Source organism: Vibrio atlanticus (assembly GCF_024347315.1).
GTDB lineage: Bacteria > Pseudomonadota > Gammaproteobacteria > Enterobacterales > Vibrionaceae > Vibrio > Vibrio atlanticus.
The window spans coordinates 1,097,966-1,115,215 of the sequence record NZ_AP025460.1 but is presented as its reverse complement, the minus strand read 5'-3'; the positions used below and the strand labels follow the sequence as shown (position 1 = coordinate 1,115,215).

General features: G+C 44.0%; 15 protein-coding genes. 9 read left to right on the top strand and 6 right to left on the bottom strand.

Going from position 1 to position 17,250, the window contains the following annotated elements; all coding sequences use genetic code 11:
• The first annotated feature begins 113 nt into the window (after positions 1 to 113).
• Positions 114 to 548, top strand: coding sequence for a DUF2753 domain-containing protein (locus OCV30_RS05160; RefSeq protein WP_012603530.1), 435 nt, complete (start codon positions 114 to 116; stop codon positions 546 to 548).
• Between the two features lie 98 nt (positions 549 to 646).
• Here the strand turns inward: OCV30_RS05160 and motY are convergent, their stop codons facing one another.
• Positions 647 to 1,528, bottom strand: coding sequence for a flagellar protein MotY (motY, locus tag OCV30_RS05155; protein ID WP_065677932.1), 882 nt, complete (start codon positions 1,526 to 1,528; stop codon positions 647 to 649).
• A 188-nt stretch (positions 1,529 to 1,716) separates the two neighbouring features.
• Here motY and rnt point away from each other — a divergent pair, with 188 nt between their 5' ends.
• Complete coding sequence (rnt, locus tag OCV30_RS05150) at positions 1,717 to 2,361, top strand: ribonuclease T (protein WP_029222960.1); 645 nt, start codon at positions 1,717 to 1,719, stop codon at positions 2,359 to 2,361.
• Between the two features lie 65 nt (positions 2,362 to 2,426).
• The gene (locus tag OCV30_RS05145; protein WP_065677931.1) at positions 2,427 to 3,752 is read left to right on the top strand and encodes a Na+/H+ antiporter family protein; all 1,326 of its coding nucleotides are present in this window, start codon (positions 2,427 to 2,429) and stop codon (positions 3,750 to 3,752) included.
• 199 nt (positions 3,753 to 3,951) lie between these two features.
• On the opposite strand, the gene OCV30_RS05140 is transcribed toward OCV30_RS05145, so the two are convergent.
• Positions 3,952 to 4,581, bottom strand: a complete 630-nt coding sequence (locus tag OCV30_RS05140) for a DsbA family protein (protein ID WP_012603524.1) — start codon at positions 4,579 to 4,581, stop codon at positions 3,952 to 3,954.
• Positions 4,582 to 4,680: 99 nt separating this feature from the next.
• Entirely contained in the window at positions 4,681 to 5,019 is a 339-nt protein-coding gene (locus OCV30_RS05135) for a Grx4 family monothiol glutaredoxin (RefSeq protein WP_009848715.1), read from the bottom strand.
• Between the two features lie 269 nt (positions 5,020 to 5,288).
• Here OCV30_RS05135 and sodB point away from each other — a divergent pair, with 269 nt between their 5' ends.
• The 3 genes from sodB (at position 5,289) to OCV30_RS05120 (ending at position 7,586) form a co-directional block, all read left to right on the top strand.
• A complete protein-coding gene (sodB, locus tag OCV30_RS05130; RefSeq protein WP_004734050.1) occupies positions 5,289 to 5,873 on the top strand; it encodes a superoxide dismutase [Fe] in 585 nt (194 codons plus the stop codon).
• Positions 5,874 to 6,120: 247 nt separating this feature from the next.
• Positions 6,121 to 6,624, top strand: coding sequence for a VC2046/SO_2500 family protein (locus OCV30_RS05125; RefSeq protein ID WP_009848716.1), 504 nt, complete (start codon positions 6,121 to 6,123; stop codon positions 6,622 to 6,624).
• Between the two features lie 278 nt (positions 6,625 to 6,902).
• The gene (locus tag OCV30_RS05120) at positions 6,903 to 7,586 is read left to right on the top strand and encodes an SDR family oxidoreductase (protein WP_017099967.1); all 684 of its coding nucleotides are present in this window, start codon (positions 6,903 to 6,905) and stop codon (positions 7,584 to 7,586) included.
• A 147-nt stretch (positions 7,587 to 7,733) separates the two neighbouring features.
• On the opposite strand, the gene adhE is transcribed toward OCV30_RS05120, so the two are convergent.
• Positions 7,734 to 10,442: a bifunctional acetaldehyde-CoA/alcohol dehydrogenase gene (gene adhE, locus OCV30_RS05115; protein WP_017098217.1), complete on the bottom strand. Its 2,709-nt coding sequence runs from the start codon at positions 10,440 to 10,442 to the stop codon at positions 7,734 to 7,736.
• 640 nt (positions 10,443 to 11,082) lie between these two features.
• Between adhE and OCV30_RS05110 the strand changes: the two genes are divergently transcribed.
• Together OCV30_RS05110 and OCV30_RS05105 are read left to right on the top strand one after the other, a co-directional pair.
• Entirely contained in the window at positions 11,083 to 11,721 is a 639-nt protein-coding gene (locus tag OCV30_RS05110) for a YchE family NAAT transporter (protein ID WP_004734056.1), read from the top strand.
• Positions 11,722 to 11,869: 148 nt separating this feature from the next.
• On the top strand, positions 11,870 to 12,712 hold the full coding sequence (locus OCV30_RS05105) for an ion transporter (protein ID WP_032500845.1): 843 nt from the start codon (positions 11,870 to 11,872) through the stop codon (positions 12,710 to 12,712).
• A gap of 138 nt (positions 12,713 to 12,850) precedes the next feature.
• On the opposite strand, the gene asd is transcribed toward OCV30_RS05105, so the two are convergent.
• On the bottom strand, positions 12,851 to 13,969 hold the full coding sequence (asd, locus tag OCV30_RS05100) for an aspartate-semialdehyde dehydrogenase (protein ID WP_065677930.1): 1,119 nt from the start codon (positions 13,967 to 13,969) through the stop codon (positions 12,851 to 12,853).
• Positions 13,970 to 14,469: 500 nt separating this feature from the next.
• Between asd and nhaC the strand changes: the two genes are divergently transcribed.
• Positions 14,470 to 15,906: a Na+/H+ antiporter NhaC gene (gene nhaC / locus OCV30_RS05095; RefSeq protein ID WP_065677929.1), complete on the top strand. Its 1,437-nt coding sequence runs from the start codon at positions 14,470 to 14,472 to the stop codon at positions 15,904 to 15,906.
• Positions 15,907 to 16,018: 112 nt separating this feature from the next.
• On the opposite strand, the gene OCV30_RS05090 is transcribed toward nhaC, so the two are convergent.
• Positions 16,019 to 17,197, bottom strand: coding sequence for a chemotaxis protein (locus OCV30_RS05090; RefSeq protein ID WP_065677928.1), 1,179 nt, complete (start codon positions 17,195 to 17,197; stop codon positions 16,019 to 16,021).
• Positions 17,198 to 17,250 lie beyond the last annotated feature (53 nt).

Genomic DNA, 17,250 nt, shown 5'->3' with positions numbered 1-17,250 from the left:
CTATTAATAATCGATATTCTTTACTAATTATTACAACATTCTCACTGATGAAACTTTACATGATAATAATTATCATTTAAATTAAGTCCCCTATTGATTAGTGAGGTAACACAATGATTAGCGAATGGGAAAAACACACGTTACTTGCCGATACGGCATTGCAGCTCGACGATCCTGTACAAAGTATTCTTCACTATCAGCAAGCATTGAGTTTAAGCGAAAAAATTACTGAACGTACCGATATCCAAGCGGACGAGCGCTTACTTATCTCTGTGATTTCTTGTCACAACCTCGCTCAGTTTTGGCGATGGGCCGGCGATACTGAATATGAACTCAAGTATCTCCAATTGGCTTCAGAAAAAGTACTGACACTGATCCCGCAATGTCCCAATACGCAATGTTCAAGCTTCATTGACTCAATTGGTTGCTGTAAGAAAGCCCTTATCGATTTCATGAAACGCCATCCCAACCCTAAAATTGCTTCTATGGTGGAAAAGATCGATACCGCGACCAACTGTGAAATGATCGCACGCTTCCGCTTGAACTAAACAAATTACGTTTAAACAACGACTCAAATTTAAAATATAAAAAAGCCCGTCATCAGTGAAAACGGGCTTTGTCATTTCAAAACGAGCTATTATTCAGCTTACACCTGTGTGCGACCTAAAGAGATAACAACACGTCGGTTTTTGTCTTTACCAATTGGCGAGTTGTTGTCAGCAATTGGACGACGCTTACCATAACCTTGTACTTGAATACGGTCTTCTGGCAAGCCTAGAGATTTAAAGTACTCTCTTAATGATTCCGCTCTGCGCTCTGAAAGATTCTGGCTAATACCTTTGCTATCGACGGAATCGGTGTATGTAGCCACCAGCACAAGGTCGATGTCTTGGTTATAGCGAACATAGTCGGCAATCTGGCTGAGTCTCTTACGTGAAGACTTATTCAACTGATCGCTGTTACGATCGTAGTGCAAGATAGTAAAAGAGATATCTTCGAAGCTGTAAGGCAATAAGTTGGCGATACAGTCACTGAACACATTATACTTTTCTTGGAATAATACCGATGATAGTGCAACTTCGATTCGCTGATCTCGGCTCTGCCACTCTTGATAGCTGAATGTCGGGTAACGCCCTTTCTCCAACTCACTCAAAATACCCCAAGCGGTTTGACCACCAACATAGCCATCAAATTGTTGGAAGAACTTAATGGTCGTCATGCGGTCAGCACTTTCGCCCGGACGCCAAGCTGGCGGCATAGAGATCAAGCTTACATTGCGTGTCGCACCCATTGGGCGACGCATTTTAAGCTCAAAATCCAAAATGATTTTTTTACTCGCGCGAGATGAAAACTCAGCATCACCGAAGTTGGGGATAGGGTGAACCAAGCGACATTCTAGTGGCGTGTTAGCCACCATCTCCCACGTCGACTGTAGAGGAGATGCTCCGTAACGCTTTGCTTGTGCCAATACCGATGACGACATAAGTAGCGAAAATAGCATTGAACCTGTTATGAGTTGTTTCTTCATAAAGTGGAGTATCTCTTAAGCAATTCGTTTAACAATGCAGCCAATTGCCGCATTTTTCCATCACGTTTGAATATGCAATTATCAAGCCGAAATAGGTCGGCTAATTTATGATTTATTGCCCTTCCCTAGTTTTTATCACTGCTATTATCTGCAATAATGCTGCCTTAATCACACATATTTGGGCTAACATGACTGTAGAAAACGAAGCTCTGACCCTTAAAAAACGCTTTCGTGGCTATTTCCCAGTGGTCATCGACGTGGAAACCGCAGGGTTTAACGCTGAAACCGATGCATTATTAGAAATCTGTGCCATTACACTAAGAATGGATGAGAACGGAGATCTGCACCCTGCATCAACGCTTCATTTTCACATTGAGCCTTTTGAAGGCGCAAATATAGAGCAGGCAGCATTAGACTTTAACGGAATTAAAGACCCATTTAGCCCATTACGTGGTGCTGTGTCGGAACAAGAAGCCCTTAAAGAAATCTACAAGCTGGTGAGAAAAGAACAAAAAGCTTCAGATTGCAGTCGCGCAATCATGGTCGCTCACAATGCTACGTTCGATTTAAACTTCGTTAATGCAGCAAGTGAGCGTTGTAAGCTTAAACGCGTCCCTTTCCATCCATTTGCAACTTTTGACACTGCAGCCCTTAGTGGTCTTGCCTACGGTCAAACCGTTTTGGCTAAAGCTTGCCGCACTGCGGGGATGGAATTTGACAACAAAGAAGCACACTCTGCTTTGTATGATACGCAAAAAACCACAGAGTTATTTTGCGGCATAGTAAACAAATGGAAAGCCCTTGGTGGTTGGCCTCTTGTTGACGAAGAATAACAAATAGAGTCGGTAAACGTTCACTCGTATTGCCTTCATAAAAAACACAACATCCCGAGAATAATATGAATCCTGTTGTAATTTCAGTTTGCATCATGCTTGTTTTAGCTTTGATGCGCGTAAACGTTGTCGTGGCTCTCACGTTCAGCGCAATTATCGGTGGCGTAACCTCTGGTATGAGTGTGAACGATGCTGTAGCAGCGTTCGAAAGTGGATTAGGTGGCGGTGCAACTATCGCACTTAGCTACGCAATGCTTGGTACCTTTGCTGTTGCTATCTCTCGTTCTGGTATCACAGATCTACTTGCTCAAAGCGTGATTAAGCGCATTCACGGCAAAGAGAACAGTGCGGCATCTAATGGTCTAAAATACGGCATCCTTGCGTCTTTGATCTTAGTGACCATGTCTTCGCAAAACGTGATTCCTGTGCATATCGCCTTCATCCCAATTTTAATCCCACCTCTATTAGGCGTATTCGCAAAAATGAACCTAGATCGTCGTCTGGTTGCGTGTGTACTTACTTTTGGCCTGATTACTCCGTATATGGTTCTACCTATCGGTTTTGGTGGCATCTTCCTAAACAACATCCTGCTTAAAAACCTTCACGACAACGGTCTTGAAAACGTAGTAGCAAGCCAAGTACCAATGGCGATGTTGTTACCGGCTGCAGGCATGATCTTCGGCCTTCTTACGGCTGTATTCTTTACTTACCGTAAGCCTCGCCAATACAAAGAAACGTCTCATACTGTTGTTTCAACCGAAGTGAAAGAGATCAACAAGAAGCACATCCTAGTGGCTGCTGCGGGTATTGTTGCTGCACTAACGGTTCAACTATCGACAGGTTCTATGATCATCGGTGCTTTGGCTGGTTTCATGGTATTCACCTTCGGTGGTGTAATCGCCTGGAAAGAGACACACGATGTCTTCACTAAGGGCGTTCACATGATGGCAATGATCGGTTTCATCATGATTGCAGCGGCAGGTTTTGCAGCGGTAATGAAGCAAACTGGTGGCGTTGAATCTTTGGTTGAAGCGCTTTCAACCAGCATCGGTGACAACAAGCCTCTAGCGGCACTGCTTATGCTAATTGTTGGTCTATTGGTAACTATGGGTATTGGTTCTTCATTCTCTACGATTCCAATCCTTGCAACTATCTACGTTCCACTAGCAGCAGCATTTGGCTTCTCTCCTATGGCAACGATCGCTCTAGTAGGTACAGCTGCAGCGCTTGGTGATGCTGGCTCTCCAGCTTCTGACTCAACCTTAGGTCCAACATCGGGTCTTAATGCTGATGGTCAACACGAGCACGTATGGGAAACCGTAGTACCGACGTTCCTACACTACAACATCCCACTGATCGTATTCGGTTGGATTGCAGCCATGGTTCTGTAATTAGGTTCTGTAGTTAAAGAGTCCTACGCTAACTTTTATAAAGACCGCCTCGTGCGGTCTTTTTTGTTCCTGGGATTCATTCCACTCTTCCTTCCTCTTCCTCTCACTCCCAATGAACCGGCGACGCCAAACAAAAAAGGCTTACTCTTATGAGTAAGCCTTAGAGGTTATTGCGTCAATACAGACAGCTCTCGCTGGATTATGCAGCGGGAGCGTTATTCACTAGAATTTCGCGAATAGACTTAAGTGTCGCTTCAGTTGAATGGTAATCCAATTCAACTTCACTAAAGATACCGTTTACCTCAAGCATTAAGGTTGGGTAAGAATGCACACCCATCGCTTCTTTAAAACCTAACTGGTCATCTAACTCGCTTTCCAATAGCTTACTAGAAAGGTCATTTTCAAACTGTTGTACATTCATCCCTAGCTCTTGGGCTAACTGCAAATGCGTTTCTTGGCTATGAGGCAGCATCGCACGAAGGTAGTAAGCGTGTTGGATCGCTTCAAGCATTGCTTCGTAGTGATCTTGAAAACCAGCAGCGATCACTGCACGACACGCAGGGTAAGTGCTGCGAACTGGTTGGCATTCCGTCCAAAACTCATGATTAAATTCCGTACCCAGCTTAGCTTCAATCTGCTTCCAAATCGCTTGAAGCTTGCCTTTCATCTCTTCTGACATCGGCTCTTCAGAATCCGGAGCCAAACCACCGACTACGTAGCTAAACTCAATGCTCGCTGGCAATTGTTGTTTTAATAACTCAAGCGTTGGCTTGTAGCCCCAACACCAGCTGCACATTGGATCATGCACATAATGAAGTTTTACGTTCATTGTTCATTCCTTATCGAGTCTTTGTTGAACCATTCAAACGAAAAAAGGAGCCTAATTAAGGCCCCTTCCATTCAATATTTAAGCACCAAGGCCTAAAGCTTACTCAGCGTCGTCGCCAGCTACTTTAGCAGCGGCTTCTTTAACGATTGGCTGAAGCTCACCCTTTTGGAACATCTCAAGAATGATATCACAACCACCGATTAGCTCACCTTCAACCCAAAGTTGTGGGAAGGTTGGCCATTGTGCGTAAGCTGGAAGCTCTGCACGGATATCAGGGTTTTGTAGGATATCTACGTAAGCAAATTTTTCACCACATGCCATTAGCGCTTGAGACGCTTGAGAAGAGAAACCACAGCTAGGTAGCTTAGGAGAACCTTTCATGTACAGTAGAATAGTGTTTTCTTCAATTTGCTGTTTGATTTTATCGATAGTTTCCATTGCTTCCTCGTTAATGGATTACGGCTTTCATTGCCTTTATTCTACCCCAAACCAAAAGAATAAAAACCATATAAAAAAAGAGGTTAACCAGTTAAGCTAACAATTCACACAAAAGTGATGAATTAAGCTTTTAATAAAGTAAAAACTTGCTAAACTATATCGCAAGTCAGCAAATTGACCGTGGTTGGCAATATAGCGAGCCATGAATAATAATATCACTGGAAGCAATCGAAAGAGTTAACTCTTTCATATCAATGGAGAATTGAGCAATGGCATTTGAACTACCGGCTCTTCCTTACGCGAAAGACGCGCTAGAACCACACATCTCAGCAGAAACACTAGATTTCCACCACGGTAAGCACCACAACACTTACGTTGTTAAGCTAAACGGTCTTATCCCAGGTACTGAGTTTGAAGGCAAAACACTAGAAGAAATCGTTAAGACTTCTACTGGTGGTGTTTTCAATAACGCAGCTCAAATCTGGAACCACACGTTCTACTGGCACTGTCTTGCTCCTAAAGCAGGCGGCGAACCAACAGGCGCGGTTGCAGAAGCGATCAACGCTGCATTCGGTTCTTTCGAAGAATTCAAAGCGAAATTCACTGATTCAGCAATCAACAACTTCGGTTCTTCTTGGACTTGGTTAGTTAAGAAAGCTGACGGTTCTCTAGACATCGTTAACACTTCTAACGCTGCGACTCCTCTAACAGAAGAAGGTGTTACTCCACTTCTAACTGTTGACCTATGGGAACACGCTTACTACATCGATTTCCGCAATGTTCGCCCTGACTACATGGCTGCATTCTGGAACCTAGTAAACTGGTCTTTCGTAGAAGAGAACCTAGCTAAGTAATTATTACTTACGCTGCGCTATTTATAGCGAGTTATCTATTGAAAGCTCATGCCTCGGCGTGAGCTTTTTTGTATCTGTCGTATTCTAATCAATGCGAACATTGCGAAACGAACTAGCAGATCAAGCCTACTTTTCAACCTATTCTTACCTTTCTCAATCGCCCTACATAAATTCGTTATTTGCCTGTAATTTAACTCTAAAGTTTGCCAACTCCATGCCGTTAAAGGTGTATCCAATGAGAGGCAGCATGCAAATACATACTTTAGACAAAGCAGGAATCATCAACGAACTGAAGTTCGGCATCGGGATCAGCCAAGCGGTTGAGCAAGGTCGCCGTGCAGATTTTGCGTTGCTGTTATCTATGTTTTCTAATGATGTTCGCGACTGTACTCCCATCGACACCATTGACGTCACTAAAACGACTGAAGATCGCCTACGTAAGCAATTTGGCGTAGCAGAACCGCAACAACTGCGTTCAAACCAATCGTCGTATGAAATTTCAGCGCAACAATCGAATCACTTTCATCAAGCTAGCCTTGCCAGCGCCAAGCTAAGCCACTACTTGAAGCCTGAAGCACTTGCTTTCATGCCAGAAGATACCGCCGACTTCCCTGAAGAGGTTTACCAAAACCTTTCTGGTCATGACCGGCGTAAACTGGCAAGTAAACAGTTACCTGATTTACCAAATGCGACGCTCTACAACGAGCTGTCGACAGCTCAACGTCAGTATCAGATTCAGGCGCAAGTATAGCCGCCGCCTAGCCTTCCTCTTTCTCGCTCAATATTCGCGACTACTCTTTGTTCGATCTCGCTTTTTTAATTATTGATGCAGGCAATATGAACCATCACCTTTGGTCATCATCAAAACCGGAGATGTCGGTTAACACTTGAAGTTACTGCAAAATGTGACCTGCCACAAAGTTCATAAAAAGTTATCAATGGGTACACCTTAGTTTGAGCCAATTCACACCCGCTGTATGAAATTTAACCCATCCTTATCCAACATGGACGATTTGCTTAGGTACTGGGATGGAAATAAAAAGCTCAATTATATTGGTAACATCTGCCGGCTCGCGATTGGGAGGAACGATTGCGAATCACTTTGTTAACCTTGGAGCCACTGTCATCCTTTGTGATAAAGACGCAAAAGCACTTCAGGCGACTTATTTACAATGCGCCCGCTTCTCCGACTCTGTTTACCATTACACGCTCGAGGGGAATGACAGCCAAGCTATTCTCAGCGTATTTGATTTTATTCAAGCCACCTTTAACACTACACCCGATGTTCTGGTCAATAATTGGATAAGTTCCCCAATGCCTAGTCTAATTGGCGATCAGCCTGTCAGTAGCTTTATCAATGATCTGTCTGCTATGGCATCGACCCTTTTCGCATTTGGGCAAATCAGTGCAGAGAGGTTACGAGAGCAAGACAAAGAAGGCGTGATTGTGAATGTGATATCTCACGATGACTTTCATGATGTGTCAGGCTTAGAGAGCGCAAACTCCATGATTACCGGCTTTACCCATAGCTGGGCGAAAGAACTGACGCCATTTGGTATTCGAGTCGGCGGTGTTGTCCCTGCCGTTCATAACTCCGAAGGCAAGCTCAATGGGTGTCACTGGGCACAACTGCAAGACGAACTGACCAGAACAACGGAATACATTGTCTCTAATGATTACTTTAGTGGACGGGTTGTAGCTGCAGAGGTGTAAGCGTCTGCGGAGGTGTAAATGGATAATAAAAAATAAGCCTATTTCAATTCACATAAAAAAAGCCCCAACCTTTCGGTTGGGGCTTTGAATTTCCCGATAGATAAGTATCGTGCTAGCGAAAACCTATCTCAAACTAATGCTTACTTATTATGCGTTAGCTTTTTCTTTTTTAGCTTTTGGTGCTGCTTTTTCTTCAGCTGGCTTTTGGTCAGCTTTCTTCAAAATTACAGTCGTACCTTCAAAAGTTTCACCTTCAACGTATGCTTTACCGAAGTAAGACGTTGTTAGAACTTCTTTAAGCTCAGTAATTAGAGGGTAACGTGGGTTAGCACCTGTACACTGGTCATCGAACGCTTCAACAGCTAGCTCGTCTAGTTTAGCGATGAAGTCAGACTCGTTAACACCCGCAGCTTGGATAGACAGTGGGATGTCTAGGTCAACTTTAAGCTCTTCTAACCAAGTCAGTAGACGTTCAATCTTCTGAGCAGTACGGTCACCAGCTTGGCTTAGGCCTAGGTGGTCAGCAACTTCAGCGTAACGACGACGTGCTTGTGGGCGGTCGTACTGAGAGAATGCAGTCTGCTTAGTTGGGTTATCGTTCGCGTTGTAACGTACAACGTTTGAGATAAGTAGTGCGTTTGCAAGACCGTGTGGTAGGTGGAACTCAGCACCAATTTTGTGAGCCATTGAGTGACATACACCTAGGAATGCGTTCGCAAAGGCAATACCAGCAATCGTTGCAGCGTTGTGTACTTTCTCACGAGCGATTGGGTCTGCTGAACCGTTTTTGTAGCTTGATGGTAGGTATTCTTTAAGCATCTTAAGAGCTTGTAGAGCTTGACCATCTGAGTATTCGTTCGCAAGAACTGATACGTAAGCTTCAAGAGCGTGAGTTACTGCATCGTAACCACCGAACGCTGTTAGAGACTTAGGCATGTTCATTACTAGGTTAGCATCAACAACAGCCATGTTTGGCGTGATTTCGTAATCTGCTAGTGGGTACTTAGCACCTGTTTTGTCGTCAGTAACAACCGCGAATGGCGTAACTTCTGAACCCGTACCTGAAGTAGTAGTGATACATACTAGCTCAGCTTTTTTACCCATTTTAGGGAACTTGTAGATACGTTTACGGATATCCATAAAGCGCATTGCTAGTTCTTCGAAGTGAGTTTCTGGATGCTCGTACATAACCCACATGATCTTAGCTGCATCCATTGGAGAACCGCCACCTAGAGCAAGGATTACGTCAGGTTGGAAGCTCTTCATTGCTTCAGCGCCTTTCTCAACAACAGACAGTGTTGGATCCGCTTCTACATCGAAGAATACTTGAACTTCAATACCTTGCGCTTTCAGAATTTGTACTACATCGTCTGCGTAACCGTTGTTGAATAGGAAACGGTCCGTTACTAGGAATGCGCGTTTCTTACCTTCTAGGTCGCTCATAGCGATTGGAAGGCTGCCACGACGGAAGTAGATAGACTTAGGTAGTTTGTGCCACAACATGTTTTCAGCTCGCTTCGCTACAGTTTTCTTGTTGATAAGGTGCTTAGGACCTACGTTCTCAGAGATAGAGTTACCACCCCATGAACCACAACCTAGAGTTAGAGAAGGTGCAACGTTGAAGTTGTAAAGGTCACCGATACCACCGTGAGTAGTCGGGATGTTGATTAGGATACGAGCCGTCTTCATCTTGTCACCGAAGTAACGGATGCGGTCTGCGTTTACGTCTTGGTTAGTGTAAAGGCCAGATGTGTGACCGATACCACCGATTTCAACCATAGTTACTGCTTGAGCAACAGCGTCTTCGAAATCGTCTGCGCGGAATAGACCTAAAGTTGGAGACAGTTTCTCGTGAGCAAATTCGTCATCGTAAGAAACTTTACCAAGGCCTTCACCTACAAGTACTTTTGTATCAGCAGGAACTTTAACACCTGCCATTTCAGCGATTGCTGGAGCAGGTTGACCTACGATTTTAGCGTTTAGGTTGCCGTCGATAAGAAGAACTTTACGTACTTTATCTGCGTCAGCTTTAGATAAAACGTGAGCTTTGTGAGAAGCAAAACGCTCTTTAACTTCGTCATATACTTCGCTAACTACGATTGCAGCTTGCTCAGAAGCACATACAACACCGTTATCGAATGTTTTAGACATAAGGATAGATGCTACTGCACGTTTGATGTCAGCTGTTTCATCGATAACTACAGGAACGTTACCAGCACCAACACCGATAGCAGGCTTACCAGAAGAGTATGCTGCTTTAACCATGCCTGGACCACCAGTAGCAAGGATAAGTGCGATACCGTCGTGCTTCATCAGCGCGTTAGAAAGCTCTACAGATGGTTGGTCGATCCAACCGATGATGTCTTTTGGTGCACCCGCTGCTACAGCTGCGTCTAGAACAAGCTTCGCTGCGTCGTTAGTTGAGTTCTTTGCACGTGGGTGTGGCGAGAAGATGATGCCGTTACGTGTTTTAAGAGAGATTAGAGATTTGAAGATTGCTGTAGAAGTTGGGTTCGTTGTTGGAACGATACCACAGATGATACCTACAGGCTCAGCGATAGTCATTGTGCCTAGGCTTTCATCTTCATCAAGAATGCCACATGTTTTTTCGTCTTTGTATTTGTTGTAGATAAATTCAGATGCAAAGTGGTTTTTGATAACCTTATCTTCAACAATACCCATTCCAGATTCAGCAACTGCTTGTTGTGCAAGTGGGATACGAGCGTGGTTAGCAGCAAGAGAAGCTGCGCGGAAGATTGCGTCTACTTTCTCTTGAGAGAATGTTGCAAACTCTTCTTGTGCTGCTTTAACGCGTGCTACTAGAGCATCAAGTTCCGCTAAGTTAGTTACAGGCATGGTGGATCTCCTAAAATAATAAATATTAAAAACTTTTTATTAATTTCGCTGCTTGCTTTTAACCTCAAACAACAACGTTCTTAGTAAATTGCTTTCAGGACTGAGTATATTATTTCACAGTGTGAAAAAAATTGACCCAGATCAGTTACCCAAAAAGAATTAACCAAAAAGTAGTAAGGCAATCGCAAAAACACACTTAAGATGATGATTTATATAGATTAAAATCACACTTTTCGTTAGTTCAAAAAACAAGCAAACAGACAAACTTTTTCTACATAGAGTCATAAACTGTAAAAAAGTTTCATTTTTAGTCAGTTAAATTACATGTATACAGCCATATTCGTGCTACTGAGAGTATATCCATACCGTTGCACGGGCTAGATTTTGACATAATTTTTATTAAATTCGTGCGGCAGTTAACAGTTACTCGATAATAAATTACAAAATGAAACACTAACAACCAACTCGCAACACCGCCAATACAAAAGTGATATTCAATTAGTTTTTCTAAAAATAATCCCCTATTTCAGGTTAGTTTTTTTCATTCGTGCAAATCCGATTTGTCCCTTACATTACGCGCTCAGACTATTCACCGAATCAAACCTTCAACCTTAAAATTCGCTAACTGGAGATCGCTCTCATGCAAGGCTTAGAACTCGCAATTTTTATGCAATTCTTCCTTGGGCTTGTTGCTGCCGTAAACCCAATCGGCATCATGCCTGTTTTTGTTTCCCTTACTGCACATATGCCGCCAGAAGAGAGGAACAGGACCGCATTACAAGCCAACATTGCTGTTGCCGTTATCCTGATTGTGTCGCTTGTCGCGGGGCAAATGCTGCTTGATATGTTTAGCATCTCGCTGGATTCATTTCGTGTTGCAGGTGGTTTGCTATTATTGAGCATCGCATTTTCGATGATGAGCGGTAAGCTCGGTGAAGATAAGCAGAATAAACAAGAGAAATCTGAATACATCAGCAAAGAGCAAATCGGTGTTGTTCCTCTTGCGATGCCATTAATGGCGGGCCCTGGGGCAATCAGCTCGACCATTGTTTACGGATCTCGTTACCCTGCTGCTATTGATACGGTCGGCATCGGTATTAGTATCATTGCGTTTGCAACCTGCTCTTGGCTTTTGTTCCGTTCAGCACCAGTTATCGTTCGCTTTTTAGGTCAAACGGGTATCAACGTGATCACGCGTATCATGGGCTTGATTCTTGGCGCATTGGGCATCGAGTTCATCGCCAATGGCCTACGTAATTTGTTCCCAGGTTTGGCATAACGTTTAACGGTAATCCGTTGCTCTATAAAGGGCAACAATATTGCAATATAGATGAGGCGAGTAAAGCAATTGGGCTTTCACTCGCCTCGTTATTATGAAGCTTGTATAATGACTGTTAATGCATTTAACAAAAGATGAATCTCTCCTTATGTCACGCAAGCCACTCAAGCATCATTTGTACGTCATTATCTTTGGTACTCACACGCCAGCCGGACGTGCATTTGATATTTCTCTGATCGTTGCAATCTTGGCTTCGCTATTGGTTCTGATCTTAGAGTCCATCCCTAATGTCATGACCGAATGGTCACAGCAGCTGCGTTATATTGAATACACTTTTACTGCTCTCTTCACTCTTGAGTATTTGTTAAGGCTCTATTGTTCTCCGAAACCAAAATCTTATGCCACCAGCTTTTATGGTGTCGTGGACCTATTGGCGATTCTTCCGACCTACCTAGCGATCATCTTCCCAGGCGCTTCATTTATGGGTGTGGTGAGACTGCTGCGAGTGATGCGTATCTTCCGAATCCTAAAACTGGTTCGCTACCTGCAAGATTCAAACATTCTGTTACGTTCACTGTTAATGGCAAGACGAAAGATACTGATCTTTTTCAGCACAGTTGGCATCTTAGTTGTTATCTTCGGCGCGCTTATCTTTGTTATTGAAGGGCCAGAAAATGGCTTTACAAGTATTCCCCACAGTATTTATTGGGCAATCGTAACCATTACGACGGTTGGCTACGGTGACATGATCCCTCAAACCGCATTAGGTAAAGCGATCGCTTCTCTGACCATGCTATTGGGTTACTCTATTTTAGCGGTACCTACAGGGATTATTACTGCAGAGCTGAGCAATGAGATGAACTCGCACAAAGAGTTGGTAAAGTGTCCGAACTGTAACCGCGCCGGCCATGATTCGGATGCTATGTATTGCAAACACTGTGCGAGTGAATTGGCAGACCCCGACAAGCGTGTCGTTACTGAAGAGAAATAAAAGCAGACACGAGATGCGAAGAGATTTAAGGGCCGTTTCGAGGGCCGAATAACGAGATATCAATAAACTAAAAAGGGTTGACGTTTATCGTCAACCCTTTCGGTTTATCAGCTAATAGAATTTAAGCAATCTTGCCGATTACGCTTTCTCAGCAAGGATAATGCGCAAAGTACGACGTAGTGGTTCTGCAGCACCCCAAAGTAATTGGTCACCGACAGTGAACGCGTTCAGGAAGTCGTTACCCATAGACATCTTACGCAGACGACCGACTGGTACAGACATAGTGCCTGTTACTTTCGCTGGTGTTAGCTCCTGCGCAGTGATGTCTCGGTCATTAGGAACCACTTTAACCCAATCATTGTGCGTCGCGATGATCTCTTCGATCTCGTCCATAGGCACGTCTTGCTTAAGCTTAATCGTTAGTGCTTGAGCATGACAACGCATTGCACCGATTCGTACACAAGTGCCATCAATTGGGATTGGCTGACCATCTAGGCCAAGAATCTTGTTCGCTTCAACGCCGGCTTTCCACTCTTCTTTGCTTTGACCGTTTTCACGCTTCACATCGATCCAAGGAATCAGTGAGCCCGCAAGCGGAGCACCGAACTGATCGGTTGGAAATGAAGATGAACGAATGGTATCAGCGACTTTCTTATCGATATCAAGAATTGAACTTGAAGGGTTCGCTAACTCAGAACTTACGCTGTCGTTGATCACACCCATTTGTGAGATCAGTTCACGCATGTTCTTAGCGCCCGCACCTGAAGCGGCTTGGTAAGTCATGGCACTCATCCACTCAACCATGCCTTTCTCGTATAGACCACCCAAAGCCATAAGCATTAAGCTCACAGTACAGTTACCGCCTACGAAAGTGTTAGTCCCGCCGTGGATGCCTTGTTGGATTTGAGCCAAATTAACAGGATCAAGAGTGATGATTGAATCCGCGTCCATACGTAAGGTAGAAGCCGCATCAATCCAGTAGCCTTTCCAACCTGCTTGACGCAGTGCTGGGTATACTTTTGAGGTGTAGTCTCCGCCTTGACAGGTAATCACCGCATCAAGCTGTTTTAGGCTATCAATATCAAAAGCGTCTTGAAGTAGACCCGCATCTTTACCACCCAAAACAGGGGCAGGAATACCAATCAGAGACGTACTGTAATAAACCGGTTCAATCAAGTCGAAATCTTTCTCTTCAACCATACGTTGCATCAATACAGAACCAACCATACCGCGCCAACCAACTAGACCTACTCTCATCGCTCACTCTCCATGTATAAATTAAAAATTACTCTCCCCCATCTATAAGTTTTTCAGAAACAGAACTCAAGTGCTTTTTGTCAAAAAGTGTAACTTTTTCGTTTCTTTTAAGTGAACGCAATGAATCGTGCAGTTATCCCTGTATCGACATTTAATATCCACCTCATTGATAAAACGCCCATTACCCTCAAATTCAAACATTTGCATCGCCAAAGCAGCTTAATCCCACTCGCGTCACAAACAGTAAATCCCTCTTTTTAATCAATACTATCCAGAATAATACTTCACAAAACGAAAACAACGTGCGACAAGTTTCAACATGTAACAACCATGAATTTAACAACATTTCAGATAATGAAACCATGATTAACTGCGTTAGCAGTCAAATATCACAACTTGGACGTATTTTTTCGATATAATAAACTAATTACTGTAGTGTCCGTTTTGCACCACACACCATAACGAAGCACTATAAATGCTCGAAATCACAAGAGGCTTTTATGAAGCAGAGTAAAACTCGCCTACCGAACCTATTGCAGGTATTCATCGCGTTAGGATTATTTCTATCCCTTGCTTTTTCCTTTACTGCAAAGCTTGACCTTCCAATTCAACTTGCCTTGTATATTGGCTGGTTCATTATCATGGTTCTCGGTATTCGCCTTGGCCACGAATACAAAGACTTAGAAAAAGCGGCACTCAAAGGAATATCCAATGGCTTAGGCGCGGTTTTAATACTTTTAGCCGTTGGCGCTCTTGTTGGTACTTGGATCTCAGGCGGGATCGTACCTACTATCATTTACTATGGTCTGAAAGCAATCCACCCTTCTATCTTCCTTTTAGCGACCATGATTATCTGTTCTCTAACCGCATTGGCAACTGGTACTTCTTGGGGCGCCGCGGGTACAGCAGGTATCGCGATGATGGGCATAGGCCAAGGTCTAGGTGTTCCAGCACCGATTACTGCAGGTGCAGTACTGTCAGGCTGTTACTTCGGTGACAAGATGTCTCCACTTTCGGATTCAGTGATTCTGGCTTCTTCAATGTCTGGTGTTGAAGTGGTTGAGCACATCAAGGGCATGCTGCCAGTTGCGTTAATCAGTTACGTGATTACTGGCATCATGTTTACTGCGTTTGGTTTCCACTACGCGGGCAACGTTGACATGAGCCAAGTAGATTCTGTAATCAAAGCAATGGAAGTTCAGTTCTACATCACGCCTTACTCATTTGTCCCAGTACTGATCGTGCTTGGTCTGTTGGCTTTCCGCATGCCTTCATTCCCGGTAATCAGCTTCGGTTCTCTGCTAGGTATTATCTGGGCAGTCATGATCCAAGATATCGATTTCCTAACGGCATTCAATACTGCTTGGGCACCGTTCTCTATCTCCTCTGGCGTAGAGTTTATTGACTCGATTCTTAACCGTGGCGGCATGTCTTCAATGCTTGGTTCGGTAGCGGTAATTGTGTTTGGTTTAGGTTTTGGTGGCTTACTGGATAAAGTGGGCGTATTAGAGACGATTGCTAAGGTGTTCGAGCGCCGAGTAAATAGCGCAGGCTCTCTAGCAACAAGCACGATCGGTACGGCCTTCATGGGTAACGTATTCGGTTCTGCAATGTACGTATCGTTAATCCTAACGCCAAAAATCTGTGCGAAAAACTACGACCGTTTAGGTTACCAACGTAAAAATCTATCTCGTAACGCTGAGTTCGGTGGCACGTTAACTTCAGGCATGGTTCCTTGGAGTGACAACGGCATCTACATGGCAAGTATTCTTGGTGTCGCAACGCTCTCTTACGCTCCGTTCATGTGGTTGAGCTTCATCTGTATCCTCGTGACTATCGTAACGTCTTACATGGGTTGGTTCGTTGATAAATGTGAACCAACAGCACCAGCGCTTGAAACTGAAGAAGCCGTTGAACTGAGCAAGCAACAAGCTTAAGCTAATGTTTTGATACTTTAATGCTTTAGTGCGTCAGCACAAAAATGTTGATGATATAAATGCCAAAAGAGCGCTCTAGAGCGCTCTTTTTTGATCTACTTAATTACTGAATTTATTTTTTGGCGGTTCGTTTACCCAACCAGTAACCGATGCCTAACGGTGCAAAGAACACCACTAAGATAAACAGGATGAAGTAAATAATCACACCTTTGATTAACTCCATCAGTTTATCAATCGCGAGTACCACCACCTCTTGAGAGACTCGATCAAGGTCTTGCGTAAACAATTCTCTTTCTGAAGTCACAATGCCGGCAATCTCAATGCGCTCTTTCGCAATCATATCTACCAGTGCTTCTCTCTCTCGTGTCACCATTTTTTCCAACGCCACACGCTCTTCAGTGAGCATCGCCAACTTTTGATCTGTCTTATCACTTAGGTCGTTGAGTAAAGGCTGCATTTCTGTCGACATAATAGAAGCCAATGTTTGCATGTACTCAGGGTTATTCTCAATGAAGTCCTGCATGCTTGCTGATGTTTGACGAAGGCTTTCCAGCGTCATCGATAGGTCCTCACCCGTTAGCGAGCTATTCATCGCCACCAACTCAGCTTTCCACGTCATCAATTTCGGCGTTTGGTCAGCCATTAGGCTTAAGCGGTCTGATGCATCGCCCATCGCCTCCGGCATGGTACCTAGGCTTTGAACGATTTGAGATTCGTCTTTACCAAGGTAACTTAGCCATTCACGGTAAGCGGGTGTGCTTCTGAAGGTAAGATCTTTAAAAGGATTGCTCGCGGCGAACTCTGCGACGAACGCTTTGCTGCTCTTGAAATCACTCGAGCTCAATACACCCTTTGCCAGTTTCTCTGCTTCTTGGTCAAGAGAACGAGCAGTCTCTACCGCATTATCCGTCACGAACAGATCCGCGCCATCGCCTTGGCTATAAAACTGATTCATTTGGGCTGTGAAAACCCATGAGTCAATTAATGCTGACATTGGGGAAGTTTGGTACGCCGCTTGTTGTAAGCCCTGCTCAGCATGGATCTTCCAAAGCAACACATAAGATTGATGTAAGGTGTCATCAGCAGGGTAAGATTGCGCAATGAGATCGGCCGAGTCTTCTACTCGTGTAAAAAACATCTTGGCGTATTCACGCGTCATGATCCGAGCCTGTAACTCTTGCTGAGTAAGAGGCGTCGTTTGACTATCTAGCTTAACTTCCAGGAGAGAACAACCACTTAGCACAATGCTAAGCACCAACACTATCCAATTTCGACTCGAAACTCGTGACATATAAACCTCTGACAAAGACTAAGGGCGCGGATTGTATGAGCGCTTCGTCAGAG